The organism is Filobacillus milosensis, from assembly GCF_004402015.1.
GTDB lineage: Bacteria > Bacillota > Bacilli > Bacillales > Alkalibacillaceae > Filobacillus > Filobacillus milosensis.
The window spans coordinates 252,503-268,656 of sequence record NZ_SOPW01000003.1 but is presented as its reverse complement, the minus strand read 5'-3'; the positions used below and the strand labels follow the sequence as shown (position 1 = coordinate 268,656).

The 16,154-nt window shown below is 31.6% G+C and carries 24 protein-coding genes; 1 reads left to right on the top strand and 23 read right to left on the bottom strand.

Going from position 1 to position 16,154, the window contains the following annotated elements; translation table 11 throughout:
* From E3U55_RS04555 to E3U55_RS04450, 22 genes are all read right to left on the bottom strand, one after another.
* The coding region (locus tag E3U55_RS04555; protein ID WP_134339148.1) for a GNAT family N-acetyltransferase at window positions 1–298 on the bottom strand (298 nt) is incomplete at its 3' end.
* Between the two features lie 197 nt (window positions 299–495).
* Window positions 496–735: a hypothetical protein gene (locus E3U55_RS04550; protein ID WP_134339147.1), complete on the bottom strand. Its 240-nt coding sequence runs from the start codon at window positions 733–735 to the stop codon at window positions 496–498.
* A gap of 63 nt (window positions 736–798) precedes the next feature.
* Window positions 799–1,077, bottom strand: a complete 279-nt coding sequence (locus E3U55_RS04545; RefSeq protein ID WP_134339146.1) for a hypothetical protein — start codon at window positions 1,075–1,077, stop codon at window positions 799–801.
* 84 nt (window positions 1,078–1,161) lie between these two features.
* On the bottom strand, window positions 1,162–1,443 hold the full coding sequence (locus E3U55_RS04540; RefSeq protein WP_134339145.1) for a hypothetical protein: 282 nt from the start codon (window positions 1,441–1,443) through the stop codon (window positions 1,162–1,164).
* 117 nt (window positions 1,444–1,560) lie between these two features.
* On the bottom strand, window positions 1,561–2,175 hold the full coding sequence (locus tag E3U55_RS04535) for a hypothetical protein (RefSeq protein WP_134339144.1): 615 nt from the start codon (window positions 2,173–2,175) through the stop codon (window positions 1,561–1,563).
* Window positions 2,176–2,204: 29 nt separating this feature from the next.
* Window positions 2,205–2,585: a hypothetical protein gene (locus E3U55_RS04530; protein ID WP_134339143.1), complete on the bottom strand. Its 381-nt coding sequence runs from the start codon at window positions 2,583–2,585 to the stop codon at window positions 2,205–2,207.
* A 99-nt stretch (window positions 2,586–2,684) separates the two neighbouring features.
* Window positions 2,685–3,296: an FMN-binding negative transcriptional regulator gene (locus tag E3U55_RS04525; RefSeq protein WP_134339142.1), complete on the bottom strand. Its 612-nt coding sequence runs from the start codon at window positions 3,294–3,296 to the stop codon at window positions 2,685–2,687.
* Window positions 3,297–3,461: 165 nt separating this feature from the next.
* On the bottom strand, window positions 3,462–4,052 hold the full coding sequence (locus E3U55_RS04520; protein WP_134339141.1) for a hypothetical protein: 591 nt from the start codon (window positions 4,050–4,052) through the stop codon (window positions 3,462–3,464).
* A gap of 75 nt (window positions 4,053–4,127) precedes the next feature.
* The gene (locus E3U55_RS04515) at window positions 4,128–4,478 is read right to left on the bottom strand and encodes a transposase (protein WP_134339140.1); all 351 of its coding nucleotides are present in this window, start codon (window positions 4,476–4,478) and stop codon (window positions 4,128–4,130) included.
* A gap of 203 nt (window positions 4,479–4,681) precedes the next feature.
* Entirely contained in the window at window positions 4,682–5,551 is an 870-nt protein-coding gene (locus tag E3U55_RS04510) for a GNAT family N-acetyltransferase (RefSeq protein WP_134339139.1), read from the bottom strand.
* A gap of 43 nt (window positions 5,552–5,594) precedes the next feature.
* Window positions 5,595–6,647, bottom strand: coding sequence for a serine hydrolase domain-containing protein (locus E3U55_RS04505; protein WP_134339138.1), 1,053 nt, complete (start codon window positions 6,645–6,647; stop codon window positions 5,595–5,597).
* A 107-nt stretch (window positions 6,648–6,754) separates the two neighbouring features.
* On the bottom strand, window positions 6,755–7,324 hold the full coding sequence (locus tag E3U55_RS04500) for a nucleotidyltransferase family protein (RefSeq protein WP_134339137.1): 570 nt from the start codon (window positions 7,322–7,324) through the stop codon (window positions 6,755–6,757).
* 168 nt (window positions 7,325–7,492) lie between these two features.
* On the bottom strand, window positions 7,493–8,113 hold the full coding sequence (locus E3U55_RS04495) for a hypothetical protein (protein ID WP_134339136.1): 621 nt from the start codon (window positions 8,111–8,113) through the stop codon (window positions 7,493–7,495).
* A gap of 54 nt (window positions 8,114–8,167) precedes the next feature.
* Complete coding sequence (locus E3U55_RS04490) at window positions 8,168–9,364, bottom strand: S1C family serine protease (RefSeq protein ID WP_134339135.1); 1,197 nt, start codon at window positions 9,362–9,364, stop codon at window positions 8,168–8,170.
* A 184-nt stretch (window positions 9,365–9,548) separates the two neighbouring features.
* Window positions 9,549–10,139 (bottom strand): hypothetical protein, encoded by a 591-nt coding sequence (locus E3U55_RS04485; RefSeq protein WP_134339134.1) that lies wholly within the window; start codon window positions 10,137–10,139, stop codon window positions 9,549–9,551.
* 362 nt (window positions 10,140–10,501) lie between these two features.
* Window positions 10,502–11,047, bottom strand: coding sequence for a hypothetical protein (locus E3U55_RS04480; protein WP_134339133.1), 546 nt, complete (start codon window positions 11,045–11,047; stop codon window positions 10,502–10,504).
* A 43-nt stretch (window positions 11,048–11,090) separates the two neighbouring features.
* Window positions 11,091–12,080, bottom strand: a complete 990-nt coding sequence (locus E3U55_RS04475; RefSeq protein WP_134339132.1) for a GerMN domain-containing protein — start codon at window positions 12,078–12,080, stop codon at window positions 11,091–11,093.
* Between the two features lie 185 nt (window positions 12,081–12,265).
* Window positions 12,266–12,553 carry a hypothetical protein gene (locus E3U55_RS04470; protein WP_134339131.1) on the bottom strand — a complete coding sequence of 96 codons (288 nt, stop codon included), beginning with the start codon at window positions 12,551–12,553 and terminating at the stop codon, window positions 12,266–12,268.
* 136 nt (window positions 12,554–12,689) lie between these two features.
* Entirely contained in the window at window positions 12,690–13,091 is a 402-nt protein-coding gene (locus E3U55_RS04465; protein WP_134339130.1) for a nucleoside 2-deoxyribosyltransferase, read from the bottom strand.
* Window positions 13,092–13,179: 88 nt separating this feature from the next.
* Window positions 13,180–13,746, bottom strand: a complete 567-nt coding sequence (locus E3U55_RS04460; protein WP_134339129.1) for a GNAT family N-acetyltransferase — start codon at window positions 13,744–13,746, stop codon at window positions 13,180–13,182.
* Between the two features lie 140 nt (window positions 13,747–13,886).
* Window positions 13,887–14,282 (bottom strand): hypothetical protein, encoded by a 396-nt coding sequence (locus E3U55_RS04455; RefSeq protein WP_134339128.1) that lies wholly within the window; start codon window positions 14,280–14,282, stop codon window positions 13,887–13,889.
* 98 nt (window positions 14,283–14,380) lie between these two features.
* Window positions 14,381–14,620 carry a DUF6429 family protein gene (locus E3U55_RS04450; RefSeq protein WP_134339127.1) on the bottom strand — a complete coding sequence of 80 codons (240 nt, stop codon included), beginning with the start codon at window positions 14,618–14,620 and terminating at the stop codon, window positions 14,381–14,383.
* A 150-nt stretch (window positions 14,621–14,770) separates the two neighbouring features.
* Between E3U55_RS04450 and E3U55_RS04445 the strand changes: the two genes are divergently transcribed.
* Window positions 14,771–15,610, top strand: a complete 840-nt coding sequence (locus E3U55_RS04445) for a tyrosine-type recombinase/integrase (RefSeq protein WP_134339126.1) — start codon at window positions 14,771–14,773, stop codon at window positions 15,608–15,610.
* 114 nt (window positions 15,611–15,724) lie between these two features.
* On the opposite strand, the gene E3U55_RS04440 is transcribed toward E3U55_RS04445, so the two are convergent.
* The gene (locus E3U55_RS04440; RefSeq protein WP_194840817.1) at window positions 15,725–16,114 is read right to left on the bottom strand and encodes an RDD family protein; all 390 of its coding nucleotides are present in this window, start codon (window positions 16,112–16,114) and stop codon (window positions 15,725–15,727) included.
* Window positions 16,115–16,154 lie beyond the last annotated feature (40 nt).

The window sequence follows — 16,154 nt, the reverse complement described above, 5'->3', positions numbered from 1 at the left end:
AATATCCTAATTCCATTATATCCCCAAAGATACTTTTACTCTTTCTTATAAACCCTATTTCACCAATATAATCTCCTGTATTTTTATCGATAATGGCAAAAAAGAATTTGCTTCTTTTATTCGTTTTTGATTCATTTATTGCAACCTGTAAATTTTGATTTATTACTTCGATGCTGGTTGTTCTTAATTCAGGTAAATAATACATTTCTTTTCGGCTAGATAGTAATTCATGCATCGGATAAAGATCTTCTTCAATATGATCTCTAATTATTAATCTATCTGTTGAAATTTTTAACATTTTTTCACCTTATATTTATGTATTTTTTTGCTTAACAACACCCTTAATTCTTCTTCAACTAAACTGCCCCGTTAGCACAAAATCTTCTAGTTCAATGTTAACATAATATTCCAAAAAATTATTAGACAAAATAAAAAGCGATCAAATTGTAGATCGCCTTCTTTAACTATTGCTCCCGTTAGCCTAATAAGATATTATTATAAATGCTTTGTTTTCTTTTCAATAAATGTCCAAACTAAATAGATTATAAAAGATATTCCAGCTATTATAATCCCTGAATTAAAGATAAATTCAAAATCCCATTCTTTAACTTGCTTAGAATCGATTCCATAATAATTTCTAATTTCATAATTTGAATCATTGTTATCCAGGAATAAGTATGAGATTATACCTCCAATTAATAGTCCGCCTACAAAAGATAGTAATACTTTTTTCATAAATGCCCCCTCATACTCAATGTTGTTCCACTCTTGCCCCATATAGCTTAATGTTATGTTGCGTTATTCTGAAATAGTAGAAACAGGTGTGTCTTGCTTCTCCCAATTACTTGGTCCTTCATTTGATGCAATAAATTTTCTCCAATAATCACCAGTCTGCTTATCAAATATGATGATATTATTTTCATTTGGAGATAAAAATTCATATCTAAACTGTTCTTCTTGTTGTGTCTTTATTTCTATTTCTTGATTGGGAATTAATGATTGAGAGATAAACCAACTCCCGCCAAGAATACACAACCCTAAAATTATAATGGATAAAGATTGAAAATTTTTACTCATAAATAATTTCCCCCTTTAATAATACGCCTACGAAACAAGCAAAATACCCATCTTCAACTATTGCCCCCTATAGTTGAACAATATCTAGCCACTTATCTGATTTGTATTCTCTTCAACTTGATTAACTGAATCATTATCTTTAAAACTGGCATATACACCGATAAATAATCCTAATATCATAATTAAAAAACCTGTCCACAATAGGTTTTTAAGTAACAAGAGTCCACCAAATAGTGTTAAATGAATACCGAAAAGTTGCATTTGTGTTGTAGTTGGTTCTATAAATTTGACAGAGCTGAAAAAGAAAAAAGCAATTACGATTAATAGTAATATAATAAATGAAAACATCCCAACAAGTTCGAACATTTAACTTCCTCCTCATCTGAAAAACGTTTATCAATTATTTAATTAAAGCCCCCGTTAATTTAATAAGACATATGCTGTTTTTCGTAAGGGTAATTGTATTAGAAAAGGAAAAAAGCATTAACGGAACAACTTTAGCTCATTCGAAAGTGCTTCTCCTTGTTCTTGGGTTTCAAGTCGTTTTTGAAGAACTATCGGTATGATAAAAGTTGATTTCTTTAATTGTTCCAGTGTTATATCTTCTTGATTCGTATAACCCGATATTTCCTCACCGATCATTGCTAAATCAAAAGGGGATTGTTCATATATGATTTCTGCCAACTTAATAAAGGTTTCAGCTACTTCATTTAACCAAGGATTTAGATTTTCAGTTAGGGGATATTTATAAGGATATGCTTTTTCAAACGCAGCCTGTGGTATAGATACATCCAACCAATCAGACTCAACATCAACTCTAATGATAGTAATAACACAAGGCAAAGTATTTCCATCAGAAATAAGAAGTGTTCCATAATATTGATTCACACTATCTTCTTCAATTTCTATCGGTAATGAAACTCGTTTCTTTTGATAATCTTCTTGTTCTTTCCATATCCCATTTATAACATTACTTTTTTCTAGTGATTTAAGTGCATCGTTCAATCTCTTGTCGTCTCCAACTGGGTGAAATTCAATAGATAGCTCGTAGAAACCACCTATCCAGTTATCAAGGTTAATAAATTCATTATATTTCATTGTTTTCAACTCCATTTACTTGAAGAAGGCTATTCTTTTGTAATTATATTTTCAAGATTAAAGCCAGTATTGATAAGATGTTTATCTGTAACTACATTACCACCATAGCTAAAAACTTTAACTTCAACAGTTTTCTTTCCTTCAAAGATAATTCTTCCATCAGGTCCTTGTTCAAATGCGATTTTAGTTATATCCTTTTTTGGACTCGAATTGATTTTCTTAATGCAGCTCTCTATAACATCTTTATCAGTAATTACGAATGGTCCTTCATTATCCCAGTTCATATAAATCGTCATTTTAGTAAAGTCATTACCCTTTATTGGCTGGTTTAACCAATGAAAGAATACAATCCCAATCAATACCAAAATTGTTGTAGTAACAATAGGTAATACAAAATATCGATGTTTCATATTTTGCCTCCCTTTATGATGTAGATTTCCTTCTTCAACAATTGCCCCATTTACTTTAAGTACAATTATATACATTCTGATTATATGGGAATTATTGAATCACTCTCTATTTTTCATCACCTCTGCTAAGTCCTTAGAATGTAAATCTTTTTCCTCATTTAGGTTATCAATTATGTTATGATAATCATCTTTATTTTGATTTTGGCTTAACTTATAAGCAGCTTGAACTTCCTGCATTTTAATTTTAAATCCAACAATACCCTTAATTTGTTTTTTCGTTTGAGAAGAAAGATTATCCCATAGAACTGGATTTTTACGATGTTGTTCATATTTTTGTAATAGTAGTTTAAGGTCTTCTTGCAATTCTTGTTCATTCATAATACTCGCTGTTCCATATATATGGACAGATTGATAATTCCATGTGGGTACATCTTCAGACTTATACCAAGATGATGAAATGTAAGCATGTGGACCTTGGTACATAACAAGGACGTCTTCATTTTCATCCTCAAACGTTCTCCATTGAGGGTTTGCATATGCCATATGTCCAGTAATAAAGTAGTCATCACCTTGTTTATGTAACTCCAAAGGCAAATGAGTGGCAATAGGTTTTCCTTGCTTTGTCGTTACGATGGTGCCAAAAGAGTTCCTCTGAATATATTCTCTGATTTCTTCAAAATCTGTAACTTTATAATGTTTAGGGATAAACATGATAATCCACCTTTCCCAAAAATTCACTTGAGTATTTCAATATGTAAATGTTCTTTTTCTCTTATTAAACAATTCCCCATTTTGTTGATCAAGGATCATACTTCTTTATTCAACTATTGCCCCCAATTAGCTTAATAAGAATTATATATAAAATAGAAAATCCCCTTATGATAACCCTAACCATAGCAATCTGCTAATGTGACTTCTTGTTTCGTAAATGAACCCCCCGTCTTTAGAAAAACCTTTTACATTTGGTTGTGATTCAAAATCATGGATTAAGAAGTAATATTTATTACCATATGAATCTTTAACAATATTTGTCTGAACAAATTCATTATTGATTTTCATTTTGACCGTTTTAATTTCTGGGTTATTGATATTACCAAAAGTAATTACTCCTCTATCTCCAGGAAGAAATCTTAAGAAATAAGTTAAATCATCATTTGGATTCAAGGTGTCTCTCCATCCAGAGTTTAATATACTCCATCCTTCTTCATCATTACCAACAAATGTGCTAATTGTTGGGATTGAGTGTGTTGTATTCAAGTTTTCGCTTGTTAAGTCATCTGGGTTTGCTTTAGATATTACAAGTGCAAATTCATTTAATTTTTCTATATGAATGATTTCTCTTTTATCGTAATACGGCATTTCCTTTTTAATAGCTCCCTCAAGTGTGTTCGTCGGGTTACCATAAAAATAGAACCAAACGGAAAGTATTGATAACATACACACAGAAATAACCAAAATCTTCTTCACCATAATCCCCCTTACTTGAAAAAGCTTATTAAACGAAAGCCCCCGTTAGCAGAACAAGCTTATTAGTGATATATACTATTTATTTAGTTCATTCTTTTCAATGAACTCAAGAAAACAATCTTGAAGTTCTCCTTCAGTATTTTTTGAATCGAGAAGCAATTTCGGCTCTAATGTACTGTCTATAAGTGTAGAACTTCCGTCGATTATTCCAAGTGTATTTGAAACTGTATCAATCATTGTTTGTTCGATGATTTTGAAGAAAATCTCTTTGTGGTCTTTATTCAGGGATTGATATAACCCTAAAACTTCTTCAAAGTATTCATCAGTTATGCCAGTAGGATTAGTTGTTTCAAATAAATCTTTGTATAGTTCAATATTTTCTTCAATTATGGATTTGTATAAAGATTTTACAAACTCTTCATTCATTAAAAATCTCCCATTTTCAAATTTTTAAAATTTATTATTACATTTCTTATTGGGTTACCCTTCTTGAACTATCCTGGTTAGTTGATCAACGCGAAATATATCCTTATTAAACTAACGCCCCCAATTACTTTAAGTACATTTGTTCACAAATTTATGTTTTTTAGAAAGATACTACCACGCAAGAATAATTAGAACTATTTCTGTTACCCAAATATTTGGGCAGCAATTCCGAATAACTTATTATTTCTTGTTGGCATCTTAGTGGAATTTAACATCATTATCGGTGGGTTACTTACTTTTGTAAAACCACTCTGCACAAGGGATAACATGAATGTTTCATTGCCTGAAGGTACATCAATCCTTAATTTTCCTTGATGTCCAAAGGCTAGTCTATCTAGTATCAAAGCTGCAGTTTGAGTATCTGGTGCTACAATAGGTCCTATAATCAAATTAATAGGTCCTAATATAGATATACCAAAACCAATAATGTTTCCTTTGTTATCTTTAACCACTAAACATTGCTCAGATTGATTAATTCTGTGTTTAAGAAAATTATGTCTTTTGTCCCCAAAAGCAGTCTTATCTAAATTAATAATTTTATTTATTTCTCTCTCATTTATATTTTCAATGTTAACACCTCTGTTGGTTAAATGTTTGTTAGCTGTATAGTTATCACACATAAACTTATGCACCTGATCAACAGTTATAAAACCCATCTTTTCATAGAGGTGTTTTCCGTCTTCAGTTGCAATTAACATTATTGAAATGTCACTTGAAACAGAATTTATACATGTTTGAGTCGCTTCTTTTCCTAAACCCAATCCTCTATATTCTCCATTAACAATTACCATTCCAATTGAAGCTAAGCTAGTATCATAAGGGACTATTGCAGCACTTGATACAATTTCCCCCTCAGAATTTTTATGTCCAAATATTTTACCTGATGACATAATAGTTCCAATTTCATATTCATCATAATCCCAGCCAACTGATGCTGAAAGGTCAATTAAACCTGGAACATCACTTTCATCAAACTGGACTAATTCTAATAATGTTTTATCATATGTAACCATTAAGATTTCTCCTTGTTTTCAAGTAGCTTTTAGAATAACTTAATTATTTGGAATACCTACTATTATTGAGGTGAACTTGTTTTTTGGAAGATTCGTAAACAATATCACCAAAAGCCCGAATGTTGTTGAGATAATCGAATCCTTGAGATGAACCATATCGGTTGAACATTCTTACTGCTACTAGGTTTTCCTCTGGAATAACGAGCAGAGCTACATTTGTGTATCCGAGTAATTGATAGGAATCTTTTGGTACTTTATCACCTATTTGGTTAAAGGAATGATTTGTGTCTTTAACAAACCATAAAAATCCATTCTTATGTATAGGTAGTCTCGGGTTAGGAGTCTGAATGGATGTTGCCATTTGAATGATTTCTCTAGGAATTAATTGTTTCCCTCTCCATTTCCCTTCTTTTAAATGAAGGTAGCCCCACAAGGCAAGCTCTTTTGCAGACACATACATATTCATTCCTGAACCATCTACTACATCCGTTTCCGTCCAGTAGGGGTTATCTGCATCTCGAATAGTGTCAACAATTTTTGAATGAGGCTGACTCATCTTAATCCATTCTGTCGATTGAAAACCAAGTGGCTCAAAGACCTGCTCTTTAACAATATCAGCAACGGACTGTCCCGTTGTTTTTTTGATGATCGTTGTCAGCAAGTCAATACTGGGTCCTCTGTATGCCCATGATTCACCAGGTTTATATTCACTTATTAGATTACCATCAACTATTCTTAGTCCATGTGTGTGGGTTAATAAGTGTCGAATGGTCACACCTTCATATGCGGATAAATGAGAGTCTTCAACAAACTTTCGAATCGGATCATCAATGGAAAAGTAGCCATTGTAAATAGAGTAAGAAGCAGCAAAACCAATATAAGCTTTTCTTACAGAGGCAATGTGGAATTGACTGTCTGCTTGAACATCTCGAGCACGTTTAGCATGCGACTGTTTACCAAAATAAGACTCTGTTACGATTTTGTCGTTTTGGATAATAAATAGAGCGCCGCCACTGGAACCTAAATTTTCAGCACTTTCTTTTACATGAGCATGCACATCTTCAAATAAATTTGTATCGTCATTTTTAATTAGCAAATTTTCCACTCTCCTTTATAAAATAGAAAATGCCACCAATGTGATTGGAGGCACTGTGCAACCATTAATGTTTTTAACCATTAAGGACACTGACACAAGTTATTCACCTATGTCGTATGGTGGACCTGAATTTTATGCCATATAGCTTTCCAATTTTTCTTAAATAATCTTTCCTCATAAATTGCAACTCGTTCTTGCGTTTCTTTAAAATATGGTGTCGGCTTCAACTCTAAATTTAATACATCTTCTATACCGCAAGGTGCTGTGAGAATGAGTTTGTTATTCTTGTTTATTTTCACTCCAAGGGCTGTTGCTGTTTCTGGAAATTTGGAAATAGCATCCTCTGAAGAAATATAAGGTGGAATATCATTTATAATGTGCATTCTTGCTTCATTCTTAACAGACCAAGGTATATCAGGCAGAATTGCTCTCAATTCTGTTTCCAAATTTTTTTCGGTCATCTCATCTATATTTTTATCATCAAAATATATAACATCCACATCTGGAATACTAGTTCTTTTTTCAAAGCCGTGTAATGTGTCCCAAATTTTAGAACGTACAAATCCTGCACATATCCACCAATCTGGCAAATTCAGTTTACTCGCAGCCTTAATTATTTCCATCATTCTATCATCTTTTTGAATTAACTTTACAACATCTTCTTGGTTTCTTAACATCTAACCTCCCCTTTCACGAACGTACATTCTCATTTTAACACAGTAATCATTTTAAAGGGAGATTATTCCATTAAATTACCTATGATCGTCGATCAACTCATGATTTGCCTCTTTAACTAACGCCTCCAGTTAGTTGAAGATAAAATATATTTCTTAATGAAAACTCAATTATGGTAATTGTTCTTCTTTAATTAATACCAATTCATCTTCAACAAAATAAAGGCTAAATAATCTAAAGTCTTGAATATGATCTTTTAAGTTTTGAAAATTACTTGAACTGATTTGATGTGGTTTTTTTAATATGTATAAATTTGCAAGGTTTTTATTAATTCTAATTTTGACAGTTTCTTCATTTTCATTTTTAACGCGGATGCCATTTGGTGCATTTTCGTCATGTATTAGTTGGGCACAGTCCAAAGTAATTCCTACATCTTCACCATTGCTATTTACATCTTTAATGATTGCTTGTCTGACAGTAACAATTTTTTGATTCATTACTATTTGACTTAACATATCAATTCTACGGCTATTCAGAGTTTGCGACCAATCATTTTGTGTATTTTTTGTATGAATTTGTTCCTCTAACTTTAACAGTTGTTTATCCTTTTCATTTATTTTGTTCTTTAATTGAACTATTTCATTTTTTAATTGATTAATTTCTTGTTCAATTTCTTTATCAAAATGATTAACGTTATCTTGATTTTGGATTGTACTTTCATCACTTATGCATCCCATTAGAAATATCGACAATAGAAACAAAATGATGAAAAGGTTTAATATCTTTTTCATGACTGCTCCCCCCATCAATATCTTCCACAAAGCTTTAATGTACCACCTATTGCTCTAAGATTCTTCATTTTTATTTTCTTTTACTTTTTGCTCTGTCTTAGATATTAGTTGTCTTTCAAGTGATAAAATTTTTAATTGGTCATTTTCAAACCCAACTTCATAATTTGTTTTAAAACGGTATACTTCCATTGTTTCGGCATCTTTTCGTATATAATGATCAGCTGAAACCACTAATACAACCAGGTCATTGTCTATAATTTCTACCTCCATTTGATTTACAATATCAATATTTATCGAGCGAACATTTAATTCTCTAAATTCTTGATAAGTTCTTTTGATTTGTTCATGACTTCCTAATAGAGAGTAAGCAGAAAGATAATCCCTCACATTTAATGATTCGTAGTAGTAATTTATTAAATACTTAGCTTTTTTTTGTAGAGATTGAGGATCTAATGATTGTTGATGGTTAAGGTCACCATCATAATTTAACTCCTCATCATCTGCTTTATCAGACCACATTTGAATACGCTCGTAAACTTGTGAAATAGGAATCGTAAACCCTGAATTCCCTTCAATGGTTGCAGCGGAATTAATACCTATGATTAACCCACTATCACGATGTATTAAAGGACCACCACTATTGCCTTGAGAAATATTTGCAGATACTTGATATAGATTTTTATATTCGTAATTTTCTAAAGTAAAGCTACGATTTTTTGCAGAGATAATTCCATCCGTGAAGGTATTATGTTGTCCATGTGGTGAACCAACCGCAATAATGTTGTCCCCAATGTGAGGTTCAAACGATGGATCAATATCTAAAGTTCCTTGATTAGCCAGTTGAGGGACACGAATTAAAGCGACATCGAGAGTCTCGTCTATACCGATTAACGCTCCAGGGTAAGTCGACGTATCAGATGTTTTTATAAAAATATCATCAGCGTTTTCCACAATGTGAGCATTTGTTACAACATCGCCTTGTTGATTATAAACAAAACCCGAACCATAATTATGCTCGATTGGTCCAATAGCTTCTAATTGAACGACATCTTTTTGCGCTTGGTGAATTATTGTTTTCCAATCCCTTGTTTTATGTCCTTCTTGTTCTTCGACTACTTCAATCATGCCTTTGGAACTAGCCAAAACTTCATCTTCCCAATGGCTATAATAAGAATAAAAAACAATGACTGTACTTACCAATATGATAATTGATAATGAAATCGGGAGTGTCCGACCTTTTCTATGCGTCATATCAATCACTCCTATTACTTTTTTAATAAAAATACTTCTTAATCAATGTTAACATAATATTCCAATAATTTATTGACAAAATAAAAAAGCGATCAACTTAATAACCGCTTTTTTACTCACGTACACGATACAACATAAAACAACCGCTTGTTAGTAATACACTTATGTAATATAAAACTAAACATTATTCAATTCGAATTAACTTCTCACCCTTATACTGATAATAGCTTTCACTGTTTTTTTGTGATAACGAACCTACTTTTAATAACCATTTTCCATCTGATTGCTCTAAAGCAACATACCCATTTTGAAAGCCCATTGACTCATTGATATTAGACACCTCCAAGGTATCATTTGCCCAACGGAAAACAAATAAATTTGGTGGATTAAGGTGAACTCCCTTAATAATTCCTACAAGTTTTTCTTGATTATTCTTATTTAATTCAACCATGATTTGTTTGCCATTAGTATTGAATTGAACGAGTTTATCTTCGCCTACATTATAGCCAATTGTCGCCCAACCAGTAAATTTAGTTCCTATTCCCGCAATTAAGAAAAGGTCCCCAAACTCCTCTGAAATTGTTTTAATTTCAATGTCATCAAGTCCATAAGAAGGACTAACATTTCCAATGAAATTAACACTATCTTTGAAATTTATAAATGCATAAACATTACCATCAGTGAATGGCTTGTGGTTTTCCTTTTCAGTGTATAACTCCAGAGATGGAACTTGTTTCTGTACTTTACCAAGTGAGATTTCCTTGATTTTTTCCAATTCTTTTTAGGATTTTGACTACTTAATTCATCAACAGAAACAGGATTAAAAATTAATCTTATGCTTTTTTTAGACATGCCCCTTTCATCATGCTTGTTTTGAGTTTGAGATGATTTATCTTCCAAATCTATTTGTTCATCCTGAGATTGGGAGGATTGTTCATTTTCAGATAATGAAGGAAATGTTTGCTTGCATCCTGTAATCAAAAATAATATTACAAAAATAAGCAGAAATCTTATAAGCATATATTAAGTCCCCTCCCATATGTAGCAATTACTAACAGATAATTTTTGAAGATATATTTATTTTAATGAATCGACCTTAACCTTCTTCAACTAACGCCCTGTTAGTTTAATAAAATGTTACGCCCCAAAATTTAGTCCGTCTACTATCCACTGTTTCCCATCTTGTTTTAAACTTATATTCACCCAAAAAACTGATGAGTTTTTTGGATAAATTCCATACCGAATGTTTATTGTGTTTTTCGAAGGTGTATATGCATATCCATGAACTTGGATGATGATATTATGTTCTTTAAATGCCTCTGTTTGCATATTACTAAGGCTTATTTCACCAGTTCTTCCATCTTTAAGGTGTTGTTTAAAATAATCGCTGAAAAATTCTGTGTTAGAGGTAGACATTTTATTTAGCTCTTCAGCATCCCCTCGAATCATTGCTGAAATAAAAGCATAACTAAAGTAATTAGCATTAATGAAGGCTTGCTTTTCTTCCTCGTTGTTTTCTGTTTCTTTTTGTAAAGATGTGTTCTTATCTTTTAATTTTTGATTTTCTTGTTGAAGCTGTTCTATGGTTTGTTGGTAATGTTTATCATTAGTAACTGTCTTATTATTACACCCTGATAACAGTAAGGTACCTATCAAGGTAGCTATTAATACAATTTTTTTCATTAAGTCATCCCCCCGTTCTTTCATTAAATCTTTAACACTTTATTTACTTTTCACTGCTTAATGATTCAAAGGTTCCTCCTAAATACTCCTTCGTCTCAACATCATAAATACCAGTCGCAAGACAGTTTTTCATAAATCCTGCCTTGGGATGTTTATATCCATTTGGATAATAAACTTGTATGACAAGCATTTTCCGATCCGGTGATATTCCACCTGAGGTATTCAAAGAATCAGCAAATAATTTTAAATATTTTTCATAGCTCATATATTCAGCTACTCTAAGCTCGGCATTTTTTCTTTCTAAATATTCAAAGTCAACAACATCATTAACAGTTAAATGAAGTTCACTTTTATTTAACTTATGATCATCTTTTAAACCTTCATTCTCTGTTCGATAATTGTCTGCTATATAATCCATGCATGGACCTACTTGAATCCACTCATAAAATGATTCACAACTACCATCAAATTGATATTCAATCGTTTGAACCTCTTTAAATTGTGAAATTGTTGAGTTCAAGGAAGCCATCATATAAGAAGATCCCGTTGATGTACTTGCATTTGGGACAATCTTTGAGAAGTCAGTAAAGTTAACAATTAAATGACCATTTTCCTGCCATTTAATTTCTTTTAACATATCTGAAGTATCATCTTTAAACGTTGAGGAAAAACCTTTTTCTATTTCTTCATGTGTAGGACCCTTTAACACTTGTTGAATAGCGAATATAACCTGATTTTTAAGTGTTTCTTCCTTGGTCATATCACGTAATACTGGTTTAACTGATAATGGGTAAATATCTAATTCTGTACATCTAAAATAGATTTTAACGGTATTTTTATTGGAGGCGTAACTATTTTCCGCACAAGATTCACTTATTTGATCTTTATCATTATTAATTGTTGACTTTCTATCAACAACATTCTCAATAACAGATGGAGCATTGTTTTGAATGCTGTGATTGTCGTTGTCCTCTTTTTGACATGAACATAATACAAATAAAATCAATACCAAAAGAATCCCTTTTTTAAGCATATAAATCCTCCGCTCAACGAATCACAATTATATTCAACTTTATTTTAACATAATATTCCAATAATTTTATTTGATATAATAAAAGACGACCAATTTTCTTGATCGCCTTGTTCAACTATTGCCCCCAGTTAGTTTAAATAAATTTCCTTCAAAAAAACGCCATTAAACAGGGATAAAAAAGGCTTTTATAAATAATATTTTTTCAAGTCCTTACTTATTTGTTCAATCAAATTATTACTCCCTAAAGCTAAAGGAAATATATCTAAATCTTCATATACATTTATAACGGCATCACTATAATTTTCTGCTGATTCTAAAACAAATGCTTTTAAACCTGCAACATAAGTAACTTTGTAATACTGGTCTTTGTATTCATAAACAATATCATCATTGATTATTACTTCTTTGAAGTTATAAGCGTTGAGAACATCCTTTATTTTATTCTTAATAGAATTAATTTCATTGGTGTCCACAAAATTCACTTCCTTAACCTTACTGTTTGACACTTTCATCAGTAATTATTCAGTAAGACTTTTTAATCCTTCTTCAACTATCCTGCCCCGTTAGTGGATCAAGGAGCAAAGTCCTTATTAAACTAACGCCCCCCAGTTAGTTCAAGAGTGTTTGGCTATTTGTCACAGTATGTATTAAATTATTAACAGAACCAATACATATCTCTACTTCTGATAAGTGATAAAACGTACTCGTGGTTTCAAACTTATTTACTTCGTCATTTGATGAATATAAATAAATTCTTTTTCCTTGCGCCAAAGCCAGACCAAACTCAATGTGACTTCCTTTCCCTCCTGGTAATAAAACAATAATAAAGTCTGCTTCCATGACAGCCTTTTTTTCTTGCTGACCTATTTCTTGTAGATCTTCTAGCGTTGAGGCTCTTTCATTTTTCGTCCAATCATATGTTAGCATGAACCCCTTATCTATTAATTCATTACTAACCCTACGTACTGTATCTTTATTATTAAAGCTTGATGCTACATAAAACTTTTTCATTGTGTTTATTCCCCTTTTGTAAGATAAACTGCTCACTTTAATTTGGTATTCGAAAATACATTTCCCGAAAATTAAATACCGTTCATTATTAATTAGGAATTTTAGCATATATACATGTATCAGTTAATTTTGTACCATCTGCTGATAAATCCTCATTCTTTAAAACCCCTTCTAGACTATACCCCAACCTTTCGGGGATAGATCGGCTCTTTAGATTAGTGGATTCACATCTAATCTCGATTCTTTTAAATTTTATTTGATTTAAGCCTAATTCAGTTAATTCATTTACTGCTTCTAACATATATCCGTTACCGCTAAATTTTGTATTAATCCAATAACCAACATGACATTTTGGGATGTCCCAGTCTAACCCCTCGAAACTTGTTACTCCTATAAATTCATTAGTATCTTTATGGAAAATTAGAAAACGTAGGCTTTCTCTTTTCAAAAAATTTATATAAGCTTCTCTCCAGATAACCTCAGTTTCCTCCACAGAAGGAATTGTCTGCGCAAAAGGCAACCAATCCTTTAATTCATTAATAGAATTCTTTATTGCCTCATTAACAATACTGCCGTCTCCTGATTGATTGGGTGCTCGTAAAAATAGTCTCTCTGTCTCTAAATATAATGGAATCTCTAATAATAATGGATTCATCTTATCCTCCCTTTTACAAAATCAACAATGGGTTTCTATCTCCATTATGTAATAATCAAGTGATTCGAAAAATCTTTTATACAACTCAACAATAATGTAGGTCGCTTATTCAGCTATTGCCTCCGTTTGTTGAATAAAGGTTATCTGGATTTGAGTTCATTTCTAGTCATTACCTTAAATAATTCTGCTGATTTTTCTTGAGTTAAACGCACATAATTACTGTTGTCTTTATTAATAATCTCTAACCTATCACCGTTTGGAGTAATCCATATTGCATAATTGTTCATTCGGTAATCAGGTTCAGTAGCCATCCTTCTCTCTGTATTTGTTTCCCATTTAACATTTTTGAAAATATTAATTATATTTTGTGCTGAATTTTTATTCTCGATTTCGTTTATTACTTTATAGTCAAAAGTATCTTCGATTCGTTCTTTGACTATGAATGTAGTGTTTATATACGATTCAGCAACATCCTGTTTACCGCATCCGACAATACTTAACATTAAAACACAGAAAATCAAAACCCACTTTTTCATCGCGTATTCCCCTTTTATGGATTAGACGTTCTCATTAAAATAAAGATTAAACTTCTTCAACTCTTCTGCCCCTTTAGTTAAAGAGTAAATTTCAATTCTTACTTATCATCACTTAAGTATTTTTCAACTAGTTTTTCTGCCTCTTTTATGCCTTCTTCTGTTAAATAAGTTGATTTCGCTTTATAACTTCCTCGGATAAAATCCTGATCCATCAAATCATTTAAAGCTTCAAAAGGATAACCTTTCCAACTTCTTCTCATATCGTTAGGTAAATCATCTTCTTTCCAAGAAGTTATGTACAATAACAATAATGTTAGCTCGGTTATTTTTTTATCCATTGTTCATCAAATCCTTCTCTCGTTTCAACTGTAATTATTCTTGTTACCCATTTTAACATTAAATTCCATAATCTGAATGGTACTATTTAAAAGTTAATGTTCATCTGGATTTGGGAAAGCCTTAATTATATATCCAATTGGAGGGATTTTATGTTATTATCGGAAGTTGCTAAATCTTATGAAGCTGATAAAAGAATTGAAGGTTATTCCCTTAGCACTCTAAATGCTTATCAACTTCAAACCAAATTACTTGTTAAATATTTGGGTGATATCAATGTAAAAGACATTACCACCGAACTATTAAAACAATACTTATCTGACTCAGGTAAAGATTTAAAACCGTCCAGTTTATCTCATCGCATACGATTTATCCGATCGTTATTTCGTTGGACACATGAAACTGGAATCATTAATAGCAATCCAGCAAGTAAAATTAAAGAGCCTAAAGTCGGTAAGCGTATCCCAAAATTCCTAACTGAAAAAGAAATTGAGCATTTGCGTGATGCCTGTTTAAGTCCAATGGAAAAAGCATTATTTGAATTTATGTTTTCAACTGGATGTCGAATTGGTGAGATTGTCTCACTTGATCGAAATGCAATTAACTGGGGAAGTTATTCTGCTATTGTGCGTGGTAAGGGAGATAAAGAAAGAGAAGTCTATTTTAATACGCGGTGTGATATTTGGTTAAATAATTACCTAAATACTAGGTCCGATAATGATCCAGCCATATTTGTAACCGAACGATCACCGCATCGTATGAGCATTGCACAGATGCGCTACATCATAAAACGAATATCAGAACGTGCTGGTATTAATAAAACGATTTATCCTCATCAACTACGTCACAGTTATGCTACCCATTTATTAAATAATGGAGCACCGATCGATGTTATTCAAAGTTTATTGGGTCACGAAAAGAGTGAAACAACTCGAATTTACGCTCAGTTAAGCGGAGAATTGAGAAAAGCATTTTATAAAAAGTATTTCTAGATTAAAAAGAGCAACGATAATTATTTTACGTTGCTCAGTTTAACTTTAACTACATTAGATACTACACATGTCTGTATGCATTGTCGATCTTCAAGTTTGAAAAATTTTATATTCTTAAGTTACATTATCATAATCGACGATGGTACCAGAAACAATATCCCCTAATCGTCTTCTATTTCTAGTAAATAGAATAAAGACCCAATCTACAAACCAGATTAATAAAAATACATTCCTTAAAATATATTTAAAAGAAGTAAAACGACTGTTTTTAGTTACAACTTTTATTCCCATTAATCTTTTCCCAACACTTTTTCCATTTGCTATATCCTTTAACAGGTAAATGATTATCGGAATAAAGAAAATCGTTATAGCAAGGAAAACGTTATTATTCAATTTATCAATACCTATTATTAATACCATTCCCATTAATAAAAGACATACCAGAAAGAAATCAATGAAATATGCTAAGATTCGTAAGCCCAATATCGCATTCTTGTTGTTCAACGTCATCAACCTTTTTAAAAAATAATATAATTTATTAGAG

Bases quoted from the DNA above. Each gene is read 5' to 3' on its own strand.
- E3U55_RS04550 (WP_134339147.1), bottom strand. From the start codon at position 735: ATGAAAAAAGTATTACTATCTTTTGTAGGCGGACTATTAATTGGAGGT.
- E3U55_RS04545 (WP_134339146.1), bottom strand. From the start codon at position 1,077: ATGAGTAAAAATTTTCAATCTTTATCCATTATAATTTTAGGGTTGTGT.
- E3U55_RS04540 (WP_134339145.1), bottom strand. From the start codon at position 1,443: ATGTTCGAACTTGTTGGGATGTTTTCATTTATTATATTACTATTAATC.
- E3U55_RS04535 (WP_134339144.1), bottom strand. From the start codon at position 2,175: ATGAAATATAATGAATTTATTAACCTTGATAACTGGATAGGTGGTTTC.
- E3U55_RS04530 (WP_134339143.1), bottom strand. From the start codon at position 2,585: ATGAAACATCGATATTTTGTATTACCTATTGTTACTACAACAATTTTG.
- E3U55_RS04525 (WP_134339142.1), bottom strand. From the start codon at position 3,296: ATGTTTATCCCTAAACATTATAAAGTTACAGATTTTGAAGAAATCAGA.
- E3U55_RS04515 (WP_134339140.1), bottom strand. From the start codon at position 4,478: ATGAATGAAGAGTTTGTAAAATCTTTATACAAATCCATAATTGAAGAA.
- E3U55_RS04510 (WP_134339139.1), bottom strand. From the start codon at position 5,551: ATGGTTACATATGATAAAACATTATTAGAATTAGTCCAGTTTGATGAA.
- E3U55_RS04500 (WP_134339137.1), bottom strand. From the start codon at position 7,324: ATGTTAAGAAACCAAGAAGATGTTGTAAAGTTAATTCAAAAAGATGAT.
- E3U55_RS04495 (WP_134339136.1), bottom strand. From the start codon at position 8,113: ATGAAAAAGATATTAAACCTTTTCATCATTTTGTTTCTATTGTCGATA.
- E3U55_RS04490 (WP_134339135.1), bottom strand. From the start codon at position 9,364: ATGACGCATAGAAAAGGTCGGACACTCCCGATTTCATTATCAATTATC.
- E3U55_RS04480 (WP_134339133.1), bottom strand. From the start codon at position 11,047: ATGAAAAAAATTGTATTAATAGCTACCTTGATAGGTACCTTACTGTTA.
- E3U55_RS04475 (WP_134339132.1), bottom strand. From the start codon at position 12,080: ATGCTTAAAAAAGGGATTCTTTTGGTATTGATTTTATTTGTATTATGT.
- E3U55_RS04465 (WP_134339130.1), bottom strand. From the start codon at position 13,091: ATGAAAAAGTTTTATGTAGCATCAAGCTTTAATAATAAAGATACAGTA.
- E3U55_RS04460 (WP_134339129.1), bottom strand. From the start codon at position 13,746: ATGAATCCATTATTATTAGAGATTCCATTATATTTAGAGACAGAGAGA.
- E3U55_RS04455 (WP_134339128.1), bottom strand. From the start codon at position 14,282: ATGAAAAAGTGGGTTTTGATTTTCTGTGTTTTAATGTTAAGTATTGTC.
- E3U55_RS04450 (WP_134339127.1), bottom strand. From the start codon at position 14,620: ATGGATAAAAAAATAACCGAGCTAACATTATTGTTATTGTACATAACT.
- E3U55_RS04445 (WP_134339126.1), top strand. From the start codon at position 14,771: ATGTTATTATCGGAAGTTGCTAAATCTTATGAAGCTGATAAAAGAATT.